The following is a 16581-nucleotide window of genomic DNA, read 5'->3' as shown; positions in this document are numbered from 1 at the left end:
ACTGGCGGTTCAATAATCCAGTTCCAACATCAGGGTTGCAAAGGGCGGGATGGTGATGTGGGCCCATCCTTCCTCATCGGCCTGAACCTGGCCCATATTGCCCGCGCCGTTGCCGCCATAGTCATGCGCGTCGCTGTTCAGGATTTCGCGCCACTTTCCACTGGACGGCAAGCGCAGACGATAGCTGTGGCGCAGGATGGGCGTGAAATGGCTGATGACGACGACCGGCCGCGCGCCCGGCGCGCGACGGACCCAGGCGAAGAGGCTGTCTGCAGCCGCATCGGCCAGCACCCATTCGAACCCTTCGCCTTCGCAGTCGCGCGCATGGAGCGCGGGATGGTCGCGATAGATCCGGTTGAGATCGGCCACCAGCGCCTGCACGCCGCGATGCGGCGCATGATCCAGGCTCCACCAGTCCAGCGCGCGCGCCTCGCTCCATTCCGCCCGCTGGGCGAATTCCTGTCCCATGAACAACAGCTTCTTGCCGGGATAGCCCCACATCATCGCGTAATAAGCGCGCAGGGTGGCGAATTTCTCCCAGTCGTCGCCCGCCATCTTGTTGAGGAGCGATCCCTTGCCATGCACCACCTCGTCATGGCTCAAGGGCAGGACGAAATTCTCGCTGAAGGCATAGACGAGGCCGAAGGTAATATCGTCATGATGATGGGCGCGGTGCACCGGATCGCGCGTCAGATAGCGCAGCGTGTCGTGCATGAAGCCCATATTCCATTTGAAGCCGAAACCAAGGCCACCTTCATGCACGGGCCGCGACACCCCCGGCCAGCTGGTCGATTCCTCCGCGATGGTCATGACGCTCGGATGCCGGCCGTACAGATCCTTGTTCATCTGCTGAAGAAAGGCGACCGCCTCCACATTCTCGCGACCGCCATGGTCGTTGGGGATCCATTCGCCCGGCTTTCGCGAATAATCGAGGTACAGCATCGATGCGACGGCATCGACGCGCAGCCCGTCCACATGAAAACGCTCGGCCCAGTAGAGCGCGTTGTTGACCAGGAACTGCGCCACTTCGCGCCGGCCATAATTATAGATCGCCGTGTTCCAGTCGGGATGGAAACCCTTGCGCGGATCGGCATGTTCGTAGAGCGCGGTGCCGTCGAAACGGGCGAGCCCATGTTCGTCGGTGGGGAAATGCGCCGGCACCCAGTCGAGGATGACGCCGATCCCGGCCCGATGCGCGCCATCGACGAAGCGCGCGAAGCCGGCCGGATCGCCAAAGCGCGCGCTCGGCGCATAAAGGCCCAGCGTCTGGTACCCCCAGCTCGGGTCGTAGGGATGCTCGCTGATCGGCAGGAATTCGATATGGGTGAACCCCATGCCCACGACATAGGGGATCAGCCGGTTCGCCAACTCGTCCCAGCTCAGGAAACCGCCGTCCTCCGCCCGCTGCCAGGAGCCGCCATGAACTTCGTAGATGGACATGGGTTGCCGGCGCGCGTCGGTCTCACGCCAATATTGCCGATGGCGATCGTCGCCCCAGTCCTGATCCAGCGGCGCGGCGACGATCGACGCGGTCGAAGGGCGCATTTCCGCCTGGAAGGCGAAGGGGTCGGCCTTCAAGGGCAGCATGGCGCCGTCCGCGCCGACAATCTCATATTTATACGCCGTGCCCGGGCCGACTTCCGGCACGAACAATTCCCACAAACCCGCGTCGGCGCGCCGCCGCATCAACCCGCGCCGCCCGTCCCAGCGGTTGAAGTCCCCCACCACGGACACCCGCCGGGCATTGGGAGCCCAGACGGCGAAATGCGTACCGGCGACGCCTTCATGCGTCATGATATGCGCGCCGAGCTTGTCGAACAGGCGGCCATGCGATCCTTCCGACAGATAGTAATCGTCCATCGGCCCCAGCACCGGGCCAAAGCCATAGGGATCGATCAGGCTGTAGGTCGATCCGTCGCCGAAGGTCACGTCGTAGCGCAGCGCCTGCCGCTCCGCGATCGATACCGGGCCCGCGAATAGTCCGGCCGGGTGGATGCTTTCCAGATCGCCCACGCTCTCGCCCGACAGGGTCCGCGCCTTGACCGCCACCGCATCCGGCATCAGCAGCCGTGCAGAAAACCCCGCCCCGTCCGGATGGACGCCCAGCGCGGCGAAGGGATCATCCTCCTGTCCCTGGACGAGCCGGTCGATCTGTTCGGGCGTCAACACGTGAGCAGCGCACTCCTCATACCGGGATTTTCCAGATGTCATTGGCATATTCGCGGATCGTGCGGTCGGACGAGAACCACCCCATGCGCGCGACATTGTGGATCGCTTTCTTCGCCCAGGCCCGCTGGTCCGCCCAGAGCGCATCCACCTGACGCTGCGCGGCGGAATAGCTGTCGAAATCGGCGGCGACCATGAACCAGTCATGATCGTAAATCCCCTGCACCAGCCCCTTGTAGCGATCGGGATCGTCCGGTGAAAAGACGCCGCCGGCGATCGCCTGCAATGCCTGTCCCAGTTCCCGGCTGCCCTCGATCACGTCGCGGGGGACATAACCGTCCATGCGCCGGGCATTCACCTCCCGCGCGGTGAGGCCGAAGATGACGATATTTTCTTCGCCCACATGATCGCGCATCTCGACATTCGCGCCATCGAGCGTGCCGATGGTGAGCGCACCGTTGACCGCGAACTTCATGTTGCCGGTGCCGGACGCCTCCATGCCCGCGGTCGATATCTGCTCCGAAAGGTCGGCCGCCGGGATCATCACCTCCGCCATGCTGACATTGTAATTGGGCACGAACTGCACCTTGAGCAGCCCCTGCACCGCCGGGTCGTGATTGACCGCGCGAGCGACGTCATTCGCCAGTTTGATGATCAGCTTGGCGTTGTGATAGCTGGGCGCTGCCTTGCCGCCGAACAGCTTGACGCGCGGCACCCAGTCCTTTTCGGGATGCGACCTGATCTGGTCGTAGAGCGCCACCGCCTCGATAATGTTGAGCAGTTGCCGCTTATATTCGTGAATGCGCTTGATCTGGATGTCGAACAAGGCCGACGGATCGATCCGCGCCCCCACACGCTGCCGCAGCAGAGCCGAAAGCGCACCCTTGTTGGCGCGCTTCACGGCAAGGAAGCTGTCCTGAAATCCGCTGTCGTCGGCAAAGCGGTCGAGCTCGCGCAGCGCTTCCGCATCGTCCAGGAATCCGTCGCCTATCGCCTCGCGGATCAGGCCCGTCAGCCCCGGATTGCACTGCATCAGCCAGCGGCGGAAGGTGACGCCGTTGGTCTTGTTGTTGATCCGCGCGGGATAGAGGCGGTGCAGGTCGGAAAAGACCGTGACCTTCATAAGGTCGGTATGGAGCGCCGACACCCCATTGACGCTGTGCGACCCGGCGAAGGCCAGATTGCCCATCCGCACCCGCCGCTCGCCGCCCTCGTCGATCAGGGAGATGGCGCCGATCGCGCCATCGTCGAACTGACCCGACCGCCGCGCCTCGCCCAGCAGGCGGCTGTTGACGGCATAGACGATCTGCATGTGCCTTGGCAGCAGTCGCTCGAACAGCGGCACGGGCCAGCTTTCCAGCGCCTCTGGCAGCAAGGTGTGATTGGTGTAGCTGAACGTGCGGCGGGTAATATCCCATGCCTCGTCGAAGTCGAGCCCATGGTCATCGACCAGGATGCGCATGAGTTCCGCGACCGACACCGCCGGGTGCGTGTCGTTGAGCTGGATCGCCGCCTTGTCCGGCAGCGTGCGGACGTCGCCGAAATATTGCACATGCCGCCGCACGATGTCCTGCAGCGATGCGGAGGAGAAGAAATATTCCTGCCGCAGCCGCAACTCCTGCCCGGCGGGCGAAGAGTCGGCCGGATAAAGCACGCGGGTCAGCGCTTCGGCGCGATTGCTTTCCGCCAGCGCGCCCAGATGGTCGCCCGCATTGAACTTGTCGAGCAGGATGGGGTCGATGGGCTGCGCTTCCCAAAGTCGCAGCGTGTTGACGCGGTTGCCGCGCCAGCCCGCGATCGGCGTGTCATAGGCGGTGGCGATGACACGCTCATTGGGTCGCCAGCGCATCTGGTGCGGCCCGGCATCGTCGCCCTCCGCCGGATCGACGCGTCCGCCAAAGCCGACCTCGTAGCTCGCCTCGCGCCGCTCGAACTCCCAGGGATTGCCGTGGGCGAGCCATGTTTCGGGCAATTCGACCTGCCAGCCGTCGGAAATCTCCTGCCGGAACATGCCGTTCACATAACGGATGCCATAGCCGTAAGCAGGCACATCGACCGTCGCCATGCTTTCCATGAAGCAGGCCGCGAGGCGACCAAGGCCGCCATTGCCAAGCGCGGCGTCCGGCTCCAGCGCGGCGATGAGGTCGATGTCGACCCCGAGCTTGTCGAGCGCTGCCTGAAGGTCGTCGAGCATTTCCATGTTGGACGCTGCATCCCGCATCAGCCGGCCGATCAGAAATTCAAGGCTGAGATAATAGACCCGCCGCCCCTGTTCTTCATAGGTTTTCTGCGTCGATGCGATCCAGGCGTCGATCACCCGGTCGCGTATCTCCATGATGACCGCGTGCAGCCAGTCGTGCGGCTTGGCCGCCGCCGCATTCTTGCCGAGGCGATAGGTCAGGCGCTCGACGATTTCGACGGCGATCCCGTCCGGGTCTAGCCGCCGCGGCACGGGCGTCGGAAGCGCGGTTTGCCCCTTGAACGTCATGGCGAAATCACCCCCTGCTGCTGAACATGGCCGATGATGGCACAGCCTCCCAAGCCGCGCCATCGCCATTTTTGCGCTGCAGCAACCGAACGTGTCAGGGGGGCTTTCGATCCGTCCCGACCATTAACACCAATTATGTCAGCGGCGCTTCACGATGGCGTCGGCCACCCCCTGCCGGAGCCGAGCGCGCACGGGATAGGTGCTGGACGGCAGATGCTGGGTCATGAAGATGCCGATCAGGCGCTGGACCGGGTCGATCCAGAAATAGGTGGAAAACACGCCACCCCAATAATATTCGCCGCTGCCCAGCCCCATGGCGAAGCCCAGGCCAAAACCCACGCCCTGATAATCCGCCTCGCTGAACATCGCGCGGGACAGGCGGGCAAGATCGCCCCCGCCGGGCAGTTGATTGGTGCGCATCTGCCGCACCGTCTCCGGCATCAACAGCCGCGCCCCGTCCAGTTCGCCTTCGCGCAACAGCATGCGGGCGAAGCGGTGATAGTCCGCCACGCTGGACACCAGCCCGCCGCCCCCCGAATGGAAGCAGCCGGTGCGCCGCCATCCGCTGCGCGCGCCATGGTCCGCCACGACGATGCCGCCGCCCTCCTGCAGCCGCCAGGCGTCGGTCATCCTGTCCGCCTTTGCATCCGGCAGCATGAAGGTCGTGTCCTTCATGCCGAGCGGGCCGAAGATGCGCTGCTGAAAGAAAGCTTCGAGGTCGAGGCCGCTCAACCGCTCGACCGCGACGCCCAGCACGTCCGTCGAAACGGAATAATTCCACTGCTCGCCGGGGGAAAACTCCAGCGGAAGAGCGGCGAGCGACGCGATGAACTGGTCGGACGTGCGCCGTTGCTGGAACTCGTCCAGCCCCAGTGCCCGGTAGGCCGCGTCGATCGGCGTCTGCCGCTGAAGGCCATAGGTGAAGCCCGACGTATGCCGCATCAGGTCGATCATCCGCATCGGCCGGGCAAGCGCCGGGCCGTCGGTCGTGCCCACGCGCAGCGATGCAAGTTCGGGGATGATGTCGGTGACGGGATCGTCCAGCGCGACCTTCCCCTCCTCGACCAACATCATGAAGGCGACGGACGTCACCGGCTTGGTCATCGAGGCGATACGGTATAGCGCGTCTTCGCGTAACGGAGCGCCATCCTCCCGCGCCCGGCCGCGCACCACCGAGAGCAGGATATGCTCGTCGCGCGAAAGCAGCATGTGCATGTGCGGCAGTTTCCCGCTTGCGAGATAAGCGGCGTCCAGTTCCTCGACCAGCGCGTCCAGCCGATCGGCGTCCATGCCGGCCGCTTGGGCCGCCGCCCTGTCCGTCACCTGCCCCATGCTGCGCCGCCATATCCTGTTGCCATGCGCGTCATGGCTAGAGGAGCGAGGCGGCTGCGTAAACCGCTTGACGATTGCCAAAGCCCCTTCCTCTTCTTTATGGCGCACGCCAGACCCGCTTGACTGGACGCTTCACCGGCATGGCCACAGGCCTATCCCAGATATTCATGGCCAATCGCGCCGCCCTGCTCCGCTTCCTGCGCGCGCGCGGCGCGGGCGAGGATGCAGAAGACCTGTTGCAGGACATCTGGATGAAGCTGCAGGCAAAGGACATCGGCCCCGTCTCCGATCCCCTGCCCTATCTGTATCGCACGGCCAACAACCTGATGCTCGACCGCTACCGGTCCGCGTCGCGCCGCGAACGGCGGGAGCAGGACTGGGCCAAGGAAGCCGGCGGGGTCATGGCCGATCCGACCGATGAGGTGCCGGTCGATGAGCGCATGATCCTGAACCAGCGGCTCGAAGAAGCCCAGGCGGTGCTTCGCGAACTTGGGCCGCGCGTGGAATTCGTGTTCCGCCGCTTCCGTCTGGAGGGCGTGGGGCAACGGGCCATAGCCGAAGAACTGGGCATCAGCCTGACGACGGTCGAAAAGGATCTGCAGAAGGCCTATCGCGCGATGCTGGCCCTCAAGCAGAAAATGGATACGGAATGATGACGACCGCGGCGTCATTCCTGACAAGGGGCAAGGAAACAGGGCTGGAACCATGATGAACGAGGAGGCCCTGGGTTGGGTGATCCGCACCCGCGATCCCGATTTTGCGGACTGGACGGGCTTCACCGCCTGGCTGGAAGCCGACCCCGCGCATGCGTCCGCCTATGACGCGCTGATGGCGGCGGACAGCGACATGGACAGCCTGATCCCCGTTGAACCGGTGGCGATGCCCGTAGCCGCGAACGACGCCGGCGATCGTCGTCCCCGCTTCCGCTGGATCGCGGGCGGCGCGCTGGCGGCGGCGCTCGTCGCGACCGTCTCGATCTCCGTCCTTAATCGCAACGACATCTACAGCGTGACCACGCGGCCGGGCGAAACCCGCACCATCGCGCTGGACCACGGCACGACCGTCCACATGAACGGCGGTACGACGATGCGTTTCGACCGCAAGGACGCCCGCTTCGCCGCCCTCGACCGGGGCGAAGCCGCCTTCATGGTGCGGCACGACACGGCCCATCCGTTCCGCGTAACCGTGGGCGACGACATATTCGAAGATGCCGGCACCGTCTTCAACATCGTACGCAGCAGCGAAGCCACGCGGATCGGCGTGTCGGAGGGCAAGGTCATCTACAACCCCGCGGCGGAGGCGATTGCCCTGCCCGCCGGGCGCGGCCTGACCGAAGATGCCGCCGGATTGCGCGTGATGGACGTTGCGCCCGCCTCCGTCGCCAGCTGGCGCCAGGGCCAGTTGATCTACGCCAACGCCCCGGTGTCCCAGGTGGCGCAGGACGCGTCCCGCTCGCTCGGCATCGCGATCCGCTATACTCCGCAGGCTGCGGCGATGCGCTTTACCGGCACGATCCGGCTGGACCGCGATCCGGCGCGCTTCTTCGCGCAGGCCGCGCCGCTGATGGGCCTTGACGCCGTGCGGCAGAAGGACGGCTGGCTGTTGGAAGGAGGGAATGGGTCGCACGACTGACTTCCTGATCGCCGCCGCCCCCGCCATCGCGATCATCGCAGCGACAGCGACGCCCGCTTCGGCGGCGGACAGACAGGCCATCGACATCGCCCCCGGCCGGCTCGGGGAGGCGACGATCGCGCTCGGCCGTCAAACCGGCGCAAGCATCGGCATGTCCGACCAGTCTCTCGTTCGGCTTCCCACGCCCGCCGTGCGTGGAATGCTCTCCACGGAATCCGCGCTCAAGGCGCTTCTGAAGGGTACAGGCGCAAGGGCGCAGCGCATCGGCGCGGGGGCCTGGCGCATCGTGCGCACGCGCTCCGGGCCGCAGCCATCCCCGCCCGCGCAGATTCCCGCCTCGATGGCACCCGCGCCGGATCAGTCGCAAGCGGACATCATCGTCACCGCGTCCAAGCGGGACACGCCGCTGGCGCGCTATGCTGGCGTGGTCGAAGCGCTGGACAGCAACCTGTTCAGCAGCGCAGAGGCCGCCGGAGGCACCGCGACGCTGCTCTCCCGCGTGGCGAGCCTCAGTTCCACCCATGCCGGCGCGGGCCGCAACAAGCTGTTCATCCGCGCCATCGCCGATTCCGGCGTCGCCGGGCCGACGCAGGCCACCACCGGCCAATATCTGGGCGACATGCGGCTCAACTACGCCGCGCCCGATCCCGACCTCAAACTCTACGATGTCGGCCGGGTGGAGGTGCTGGAAGGACCGCAAGGCACGCTATATGGCGCAGGGTCGCTGGGCGGGATCGTCCGCATCATGCCCAACGCACCCAACCTCGGCGAATGGGGCGGGCAGCTGTCCGCGGGCCTCAGCGCCACGCAGCATGGCGAGCCGGGCGGAGACCTTTCCGGCACGATCAACATTCCGCTGGTGGCGGAGAAGCTGGCGCTGCGGGTCGTGGGCTATGGCGTGCGGGACGGCGGCTATATCGACGACGTGCGCCGCGACAGGGATGACGTCAACCGGGTGCAGACATGGGGCGGTCGCGCGGCTCTACGCTTCGCACCGGACGCAGACTGGACCATCGATCTCAACGGCGTCTATCAGCATATCGACGGCGACGATGCGCAATATGCGTCCCGATCCGTCGGCCGGCTGGAGCGCGCGTCCGCCGTCGCCCAGCCCTATGCGTCCGACTATCTGCTGGGCAATGTGCGCATCGAGCGACAGTGGGACACGCTGCGCTTCGTGTCGTCCACCGGCTATGTCCGGCATCATCTCGGTGAAAGTTACGACGCGACGCAGCCGGAAGGATTTCCTGCGCTGTTCGCCCAGCGCAATCATGTCGACATCTTTTCGACCGAAAACCGGATCGTGCGGGATCTGGACAACGGCCTGGGCTGGATCCTTGGCGCGTCCTACCTTCAAAGCAGTTCCAAAATCCATCGCTCGCTGACGGGCTACGGGACGCTGGGGACGGCGGTGGCGGAGCCGGTCATCATCCCCGGCGTGCCCATCTATGGCCGGGGCATTTCCGCAGCGGCGACCGGCGTGCGCAACAGCGTCAGGGAAGCGACCCTGTTCGGCGAAGCGTCCTTCGAGCCGGTGAGCGGTGTGATCGCCACCGTTGGCGGACGCCTGACCAACAGCCGCCTGTCCGGCGAGGCGCTGGACGCCGTCACGGCGCTTTCGACCGCCGACCTCGCCCGTGCGGAGGCACAGGCGAACCGGAACGAGACGATCTTCCTGCCATCGGCCTCGATCCTGACGGATGCCTTTGCGGACATGACGCTTTACGCCCGGTTCCAGCAGGGTTTCCGCCCCGGCGGCCTGGCCGTCGACGATCAGCGTGTCCGCCGTTTCCAGAACGACAGGGTGTCCACTGTCGAAGTCGGCGCGCGCAAGGGCGTGCCTGGCGTCGACCGGTTCGCCGCCAGCGCGAATGTCGCCTGGACCGACTGGCGCAATATCCAGGCGGACGTGACCGACCGGATCGGACTGCCGACCACCGCCAATATCGGGGATGGCCGCATCTACACGGTGGAGGGGCGCGTCGTGCTGCGTCCGGCCGCACCGCTGACGCTGGACGCAAGCATCATCTACAATGACAGCCGCCTGACGCAGCCGGCGGCGTTCCTGCGGACCCTGTCCTTTGCAGGCCGGTCGCTCGACCTGCCCAATGTGGCCAATCTGGGCGGCCGGCTGGCGGTCGACTGGCGCGCCACCATGGGTGATGGAAGCATGCTGCACCTGTCGGGGGCCGCCCGCTATGTGGGCAAGTCCCGACTGGGCGTCGGCCCGGTTCTTGGCCAGACGCAGGGCGACTATGTCGATACCAGCCTTGCGGCCAGTTTGCGGCGGGGCGCGGTTCAATACAGCCTGTCCCTCACCAACCTGCTCGACAGCAACGGCAATCGCTTCTCGCTGGGCACCCCGTTCGATCTCAACACGGACTATTATACGCCGCTGCGTCCCCGCACGGTGCGGCTGGGCGTCGATTTCGCCTTTTAGATCAACTTTTTGCGGCTTTGCCCACGGAAGCCGGCTTTCTGCGCCGTCCTTTCGTCAACGCGCGGTCAAGAACCAGCGCGGGACGCAGAGGAGACATCATGCGATATTATCTGGCTTGCACGGCCATCGCCCCCGCGTTGGCGGCCCTGACGCTCGCCGACGCGGCAGCGGAAACGACAATCGGCACCGCGACCACTACGCCCGTCCGCACGTCCACCGCCGCAAATGGCGCGGGGGACAGCATCACGATCAGTTCGGCCGGATCGATCACCCTGCCCTCCGGCACCGCCGTGACCATGGACAGCAGCCATGCCGTCTCCAACGCCGGCACCATCACCATCAACGATGCCGACAATGCAACCGGCATATTCGTGACGGCAGGCAGGAACGGCGCGGTCACGAACAGCGGCACCATCACGCTGACAGAAAACTACACCGCGACCGACACGGACAATGACGGCGACCTCGACGGTCCTTTCGCAAAGGGCACCGGCCGCAACGCCATCTGGATGGAAGGGGGCGCAGCCCATAGCGGCGCCATCGGCCAGAACGGAACCATCTCTATCGAAGGCAACAACAGTGCCGCCATCCGCATCGACGCCACGCTGAATGGCGCCTTGTCCACCAGCGGGTCCGCCAATGTCGTTGGCGACAACAGCTATGGCGTCCGCGCCAACGACATCAATGGCGACGTCACGCTGCGCGGCGCGACGGTCGCGACCGGGGCCAACAGCATCGGCGCGGCGTTGCTGGGCGACATCAACGGCGCGCTGAAGATCCAGGGGAGCATCGCCAGCACCGGCTATCGATCGACCACCCGCCCGACGGACGTGACCAAGCTGGACGCGGACGACCTGTTGCAGGGCGGATCGGCCGTGGTGATCGCCGGCAATGTCAGCGGCGGCATCATCTTCGATATCCCGCCGGCGCTGGATTCGACCAAGCCCGATGTTGACAATGACGGACTGACCGATGCGAGCGAAGGGTCGGCCGTCGTCACCAGCTATGGCCGCGCGCCAGCGGTGCAGATCGGGTCGGCAAACCGCGACAGCGTGATCGGCGCGGTCGCTGCGGGCGGCACCGGCTATGGCCTGATCGTCAATGGCGGCATTGCGGGATACGGCATCTATGATGGGGTGGACGCGAACGGCCTGGTCATCGGCGGACTGGGCGGCAACGTGTCCATCGCCAAGGGCGTCAAGATCGCCGGTTCCATCACCGCGGTTTCGTACGACAGCAATGCCACTGCGATGCGCGTCGGGTCCGGCGCGACCGCCGGGGCGATCGAAGTGAGCGGCAGCATCGGGGCGACCGGGTCCGCCTCCACAGGAACCGCAGCACGTGGGCTGCTGATCGACAGTGGCGCGCGGGTGGACAGCATCGTCGTGACCGGCGGCATCGGCGCGGCGGCGCTCGACACCAGCAAGGGCACGGCGGTCGCGATCCTGGACAATAGCGGAACCGTATCGACCCTGTCGAACAGCGGCACCATCAGCGCGACCGGCGGCCTCGCCAACACCGCGATCGATCTGCGCGCCAACAATGGCGGGGTCACGCTGACGCAGGCGCTGGCATCGGCCACTGCGACTGCGCCCACGATCAACGGCGCGGTCTATCTGGGGTCGGGCAATGACAACATGACCGTGTCGGCCGGTCGGATCACCGGCAATATCGACCTTGGCGCGGGCAATGACAGCGTGAGCTTCGCAGGATCCTCGGCGCTGACCGGCAATATCGCCTTCGGCGCAGGCACGTCGGCGCTGACCCTTGCCGATACCGCCACGGTTACGGGCAATGTCGATTTCGGCGGTGGCGCGGGCACCTTGACGCTGGCTGGCACTTCCGGCCTCTCCGGCTCCATCAGCAATGCCGGCAACGTCGCGGTGACGCTGAACGGTGGCAAATTGGCCGCAACCAACAGCGGCAGCGTGGCGCTTGCCAGCCTGACGGCGAACGGGACGTCCACGCTGGGGGTCACGATCGATGCCGCCAACGGCACCAATACCCGCTATGACGTGGCCGGCGCCGCCAGCTTCGCCGCTGGGTCGCGGGTGCAGGTGAACCTGACCCGCGTCGGCGGAGCGGCCGGAGATTATGTCATCGTCCGCGCGGGATCGCTGAGCGGCGCGCCGACGCTCGATACCGCCACGCTCCTGCCCTATATGTTCAAGGGCAGCGTCAGCGGCAACGCCGCAACGGGCGACGTAACCCTGTCGATCGCGGCCAAGAGCGTGTCGGACCTCGGCCTCCAGGGATCGCTGGCCCGCGCCTATCCCGCCATCTTCCAGGCGCTGGACAACGACGCGGCTGTTGCGGGCGCCTATCTGGCGGTGCAGGATAGCGCGACACTGAACGCCAGCCTGCGTCAGATGCTGCCCGATCATGCCGGCGGCACGTTCGAGGCGGTGACGTCCGGGTCACGCGCAACCGCGCGCATCCTGTCCGATCCCAACGGCATCTATCGCACCGCGGACGGGCGCTGGGGCTTCTGGCTGCAGCAGGTCGGTTTCGGCGGGGCAAAGAGCGTCGGGGACACGGCATCCTACGACATCACCGGCTGGGGCGCGGGTGGCGGCGTCGAATATCTGTCGGAACTGGGCGCGTTTGGCGGGTCCATCGCCTATCTCCACGGCAGCGATTCTGCAGGCGAGTCCGACAACGCGGTCGATTCCGACCAATATGAGCTGGCGACACATTGGCGTGGACAATGGGGGCCGTTGCAGGCCTTCGCTCGCCTTTCGGCCGCGACGATCAGCTTTTCGGGCTCGCGCCATTTCAACAATGGCACGGTCGCCCGCACGGCGGACGGCGAGTGGGACGGCAAGCTCTATTCCGCGACCGCCGGCCTGTCCTACCAGTTGCAGATGGGCCGCTTCAGCCTGCGGCCCGCCGCAGGGGTCGACTATTATCGCCTGAAGGAGGACGGTTACAGCGAAACCGGCGGGGGCGACGCGTTCAACCTGACGGTGCTTGGCCGCACCAGCGACGAAACCACCGTCAACGGGACGCTCACCGCCGGCTATGATTTCGGCAGCCTCAACCGGGAGGACAGCTGGGTGCGTCTCGAGCTGGAAGGTGGCCGTCGCCAGATCGTCGGCGGATCGCTCGGCGACACCGTCGCCTATTTCAAGGGCGGTGACCAGTTCACGCTGGTGTCCGAAGACCGCACGAACGGCTGGACCGGCCGCGCGCGCCTTTACGGCGGCACCGACACATTCCGGGTCGGCGGCGAGGTCGGCGCGGAGGAGCAGCAAAATCACGTCGCCCTGTCATTTCGTGCGACGGTTAACTTCGTCCTGTGACGTCTAGGGCATGACAGGCGAGCCACACCCCGAGACCCTCCCGGTCCGCCTGTTCCCGCTGCGGCATCGACCCCCTCCCCCTAAAGGGAGCCGCAGCATCAAAGAGGGGCGTCGCCGACCCGCGTCGGCGGCGCCCCTTCTTCCTTTTCGGGCAGACATGAAAAAGGGGAGCGCTCCGGCCGAGCGCTCCCCTTTTTCCTTCATCAGAGTGTCGGATCAGGCCGACAGCCCCTTCTTCACCAGTTCGTTGACGACTTGCGGATTGGCCTTGCCCTGCATCGCCTTCATCGTCTGGCCGACGAAGAAGCCGAACAGCGCTTCCTTCCCGCCCTTATACTGGGCGACCTTGTCCGCATTGTCGGCCAGCACCTTGGCCACGGCCGCCTCGATCGCGCCGGTGTCGCTGGTCTGCTTCAGCCCCTTTTCCTCGACGATCTTGCCGGGCTTGTCGCCGGTCTCAAGCATGATCTCGAACACCTGCTTGGCGATCGTACCACTGATCGTGCCGTCTGCGACCAGTGCCAGCAGTTCCGCACCTTCTTCGGGGCTGACCGGACTGTCTTCCAGGCTCCTGCCGATCCGGTTGAGCGCGCCGTAAAGTTCGGACAGCAGCCAGTTGGCCGACGCCTTGGCGACGTCGCCCTCGCTCTTGCCCTGAATGCGTGCGCCTTCGGCCAGCAGTGCTTCGAACCAGCGGGCGGTGTCCGCGTCCGCGGTCAGCGTCGCGGCGTTATAGGCGGACAGGCCCAGCACCTGCTCGTAGCGGCGACGCTTGGCGTCCGGCAGTTCGGGCAGCGACTGACGACATTCCTCAAGGAAAGCGTCGTCCAGTTCCAGCGGCAGCAGGTCCGGGTCCGGGAAGTAGCGATAATCATGCGCGTCTTCCTTGGACCGCATGGACCGGGTTTCGTTGCGGTCGGGATCGTAGAGGCGCGTTTCCTGCACGACCGTACCCCCGGCCTCCAGCACGTCCACCTGACGGTTCGCCTCATGCTCCACCACGGCCATTACGAAGCGGACGGAGTTGACGTTCTTCGTTTCGGTCCGGGTGCCGAAAGCCTCGCCGGGCTTGCGGACGGAGACGTTCACGTCCGCGCGCATCGACCCCTGGTCCATATTGCCGTCGCACGACCCCACATAACGCAGGATCGTACGCAGCTTCGCCAGATAGGCTCCCGCCTCGGCGGGAGAGCGCATGTCGGGCTTCGACACGATCTCCATCAGCGCCACGCCCGAGCGGTTGAGATCGACATAGGAGCGCGTGGGATGCTGGTCGTGCATCAGCTTGCCCGCGTCCTGCTCGACATGGATACGCTCGATGCCGATGGTCTTGGTGCTGCTGTCGGGATTCTTTTCATCGAGTACGATGTCGATCTGCCCCTCGCCCACCAGCGGGTGGTAAAGCTGGCTGATCTGGTATCCCTGCGGCAGGTCGGCGTAGAAATAATTCTTCCGGTCGAAACGCGACCATTTGTTGATCTGCGCGTCGATCGCCATGCCGGTGCGCACCGCCTGACGGATGCATTCGCGGTTGGGGACCGGCAGCATGCCGGGCATGGCCGCGTCGACCAGGCTGACCTGCGTGTTCGGTTCCGCGCCGAACGCCGTCGCCGCGCCGGAAAAAAGCTTTGCGTTGGACGTAACCTGCGCGTGGACCTCAAGGCCGATCACGACCTCCCACTCGCCGGTAGCGCCCTGGATGCGATAAGTTGATTCAGTCATATTACCACCACTTGTCCGGCCGCGCCGCGAAGCCCGCGCGTTCTTCGATTGCTTGGGCGGCGTTCAGCACCGTCTGTTCGTCCAGCGCCTTGCCGATGACCTGGAGGCCGATCGGCAGGCCCGCCGAATCCAGCCCGCCAGGCACCGCCATCGCCGGCAGGCCCGCAAGGCTGGCAGGCACGGTGAAGACGTCGTTGAGATACATGGCGAGCGGATCGGCCTGTTTCTCGCCCAGCGCGAAGGAGGCGCTCGGCGCGGTCGGCGTCAGCAGCAGGTCGCATTGTTCGAAGGCCAGGTCGAAATCGCGGGCGATGAGCGCGCGCACCTTCTGCGCCTGGGTATAATAGGCATCGTAAAAGCCCGCCGACAGCACATAGGTGCCGATCATGATGCGGCGCTTGACCTCCGGCCCGAAACCGGCGGCACGGGTCGCGGCATACATGTCCTGCAATCCCGCCCCATCGGGCAGGTCGCGCTGGCCATAGCGCACGCCGTCATAGCGCGCGAGGTTGGACGAAGCCTCTGCGGGGGCGATGATATAATAGGTCGGCAGCGCATATTTGGTGTGGGGCAGCGACACATCCACCACATTGGCGCCGGCGTCCTTCAGCCATTCGATGCCGCGATCCCACAAAGCGGAGATTTCCGGATTGAGGCCGTCAGGACGATATTCTTTCGGGATGCCTACCGTCTTGCCCTTGAGATCGGCGGAAAGATTCGCTTCCCACTGCGGCACGGGCAGGTCGAGCGACGTCGAATCCTTGGGATCGAAGCCAGACATCACTTCCAGCAGGATGGCGTTGTCGCGCACCGTCCGCGCCATCGGGCCTGCCTGGTCGAGCGACGAGGCGAAGGCAACGATGCCCCAGCGCGAGCAGCGGCCATAGGTCGGCTTGATCCCCGAAATGCCGGTGAAGGCGGCGGGCTGGCGGATGGAGCCGCCGGTATCGGTGCCGGTTGCCGCCGGGCAGAGGCGCGCGGAGATGGCGGCCGACGAACCACCCGAAGACCCGCCCGGCGCCAGCGCCGCATTATCCCCGCCGCCACGCCGCCAGGGCGATATGACGTTGCCGAAATAGCTGGTCTCGTTGGACGATCCCATGGCGAACTGGTCGAGATTGAGCTTGCCCAGCATGCCCGCGCCAGCAGCCCACAGCTTGCAGGACACGGTGGATTCATAGGTTGGCGTGAAACCTTCCAGCATGTGCGAAGCGGCCGTGGTCTGGACGCCCTGCGTGCAGAACAGGTCCTTCATGCCGATGGGCACACCGGCCAGGGGCCCGAGCGGATCGCCGGCAGCCTTCGCCCTATCGGCGGCGTCGGCCGCCTCCAGCGCCTTTTCCGGCGTTTCCACGATGAAGGCGTTGAGCGCCTTTGCAGCGGCGACATTGGCGTTGAACGCCTCCGCCACTTCGCACGCCGAAAAGTCGCCGGCACGAAAGCCGTCGCGAATTTCGGCTACGGTGAGATCAGTGAGATTGGTCATAGAAAACTTCCGT

9 protein-coding genes are annotated in these 16581 nt (G+C 65.6%); 4 read left to right on the top strand and 5 right to left on the bottom strand.

The window, feature by feature from the left end; translation table 11 throughout:
* Window positions 1–9: 9 nt before the first annotated feature.
* From glgB to AX724_RS18550, 3 genes are all read right to left on the bottom strand, one after another.
* Window positions 10–2169, bottom strand: a complete 2160-nt coding sequence (gene glgB / locus AX724_RS18560) for a 1,4-alpha-glucan branching protein GlgB (RefSeq protein ID WP_066769442.1) — start codon at window positions 2167–2169, stop codon at window positions 10–12.
* Window positions 2170–2185: 16 nt separating this feature from the next.
* The gene (locus AX724_RS18555) at window positions 2186–4654 is read right to left on the bottom strand and encodes a glycogen/starch/alpha-glucan phosphorylase (RefSeq protein WP_066769438.1); all 2469 of its coding nucleotides are present in this window, start codon (window positions 4652–4654) and stop codon (window positions 2186–2188) included.
* A gap of 138 nt (window positions 4655–4792) precedes the next feature.
* Window positions 4793–5986, bottom strand: coding sequence for a serine hydrolase domain-containing protein (locus AX724_RS18550; RefSeq protein WP_066769434.1), 1194 nt, complete (start codon window positions 5984–5986; stop codon window positions 4793–4795).
* A 140-nt stretch (window positions 5987–6126) separates the two neighbouring features.
* Here AX724_RS18550 and AX724_RS18545 point away from each other — a divergent pair, with 140 nt between their 5' ends.
* The 4 genes from AX724_RS18545 to AX724_RS18530 all read left to right on the top strand — a co-directional run bounded on the left by AX724_RS18545 (window position 6127) and on the right by AX724_RS18530 (window position 13360).
* Window positions 6127–6639, top strand: a complete 513-nt coding sequence (locus tag AX724_RS18545) for an RNA polymerase sigma factor (RefSeq protein WP_066769432.1) — start codon at window positions 6127–6129, stop codon at window positions 6637–6639.
* 52 nt (window positions 6640–6691) lie between these two features.
* On the top strand, window positions 6692–7618 hold the full coding sequence (locus tag AX724_RS18540) for a FecR family protein (RefSeq protein ID WP_066769429.1): 927 nt from the start codon (window positions 6692–6694) through the stop codon (window positions 7616–7618).
* Window positions 7602–10058 carry a TonB-dependent receptor plug domain-containing protein gene (locus AX724_RS18535; protein WP_066769426.1) on the top strand — a complete coding sequence of 819 codons (2457 nt, stop codon included), beginning with the start codon at window positions 7602–7604 and terminating at the stop codon, window positions 10056–10058. Before AX724_RS18540 ends, AX724_RS18535 begins: the two co-directional genes overlap by 17 nt.
* 98 nt (window positions 10059–10156) lie before the next feature.
* Window positions 10157–13360, top strand: a complete 3204-nt coding sequence (locus AX724_RS18530) for an autotransporter outer membrane beta-barrel domain-containing protein (RefSeq protein ID WP_066769424.1) — start codon at window positions 10157–10159, stop codon at window positions 13358–13360.
* Window positions 13361–13576: 216 nt separating this feature from the next.
* On the opposite strand, the gene gatB is transcribed toward AX724_RS18530, so the two are convergent.
* The gene (gene gatB / locus AX724_RS18525; protein ID WP_066769422.1) at window positions 13577–15082 is read right to left on the bottom strand and encodes an Asp-tRNA(Asn)/Glu-tRNA(Gln) amidotransferase subunit GatB; all 1506 of its coding nucleotides are present in this window, start codon (window positions 15080–15082) and stop codon (window positions 13577–13579) included.
* A 1-nt stretch (window position 15083) separates the two neighbouring features.
* Complete coding sequence (gene gatA, locus AX724_RS18520) at window positions 15084–16568, bottom strand: Asp-tRNA(Asn)/Glu-tRNA(Gln) amidotransferase subunit GatA (RefSeq protein WP_066769419.1); 1485 nt, start codon at window positions 16566–16568, stop codon at window positions 15084–15086.
* Window positions 16569–16581: the final 13 nt, after the last annotated feature.

It is taken from the genome of Sphingobium sp. CCH11-B1 (genome assembly GCF_001556865.1).
GTDB lineage: Bacteria > Pseudomonadota > Alphaproteobacteria > Sphingomonadales > Sphingomonadaceae > Sphingobium.
The sequence above is the reverse complement of the archived record's forward strand: the minus strand, read 5'-3'. Positions and strand labels throughout refer to the sequence as shown.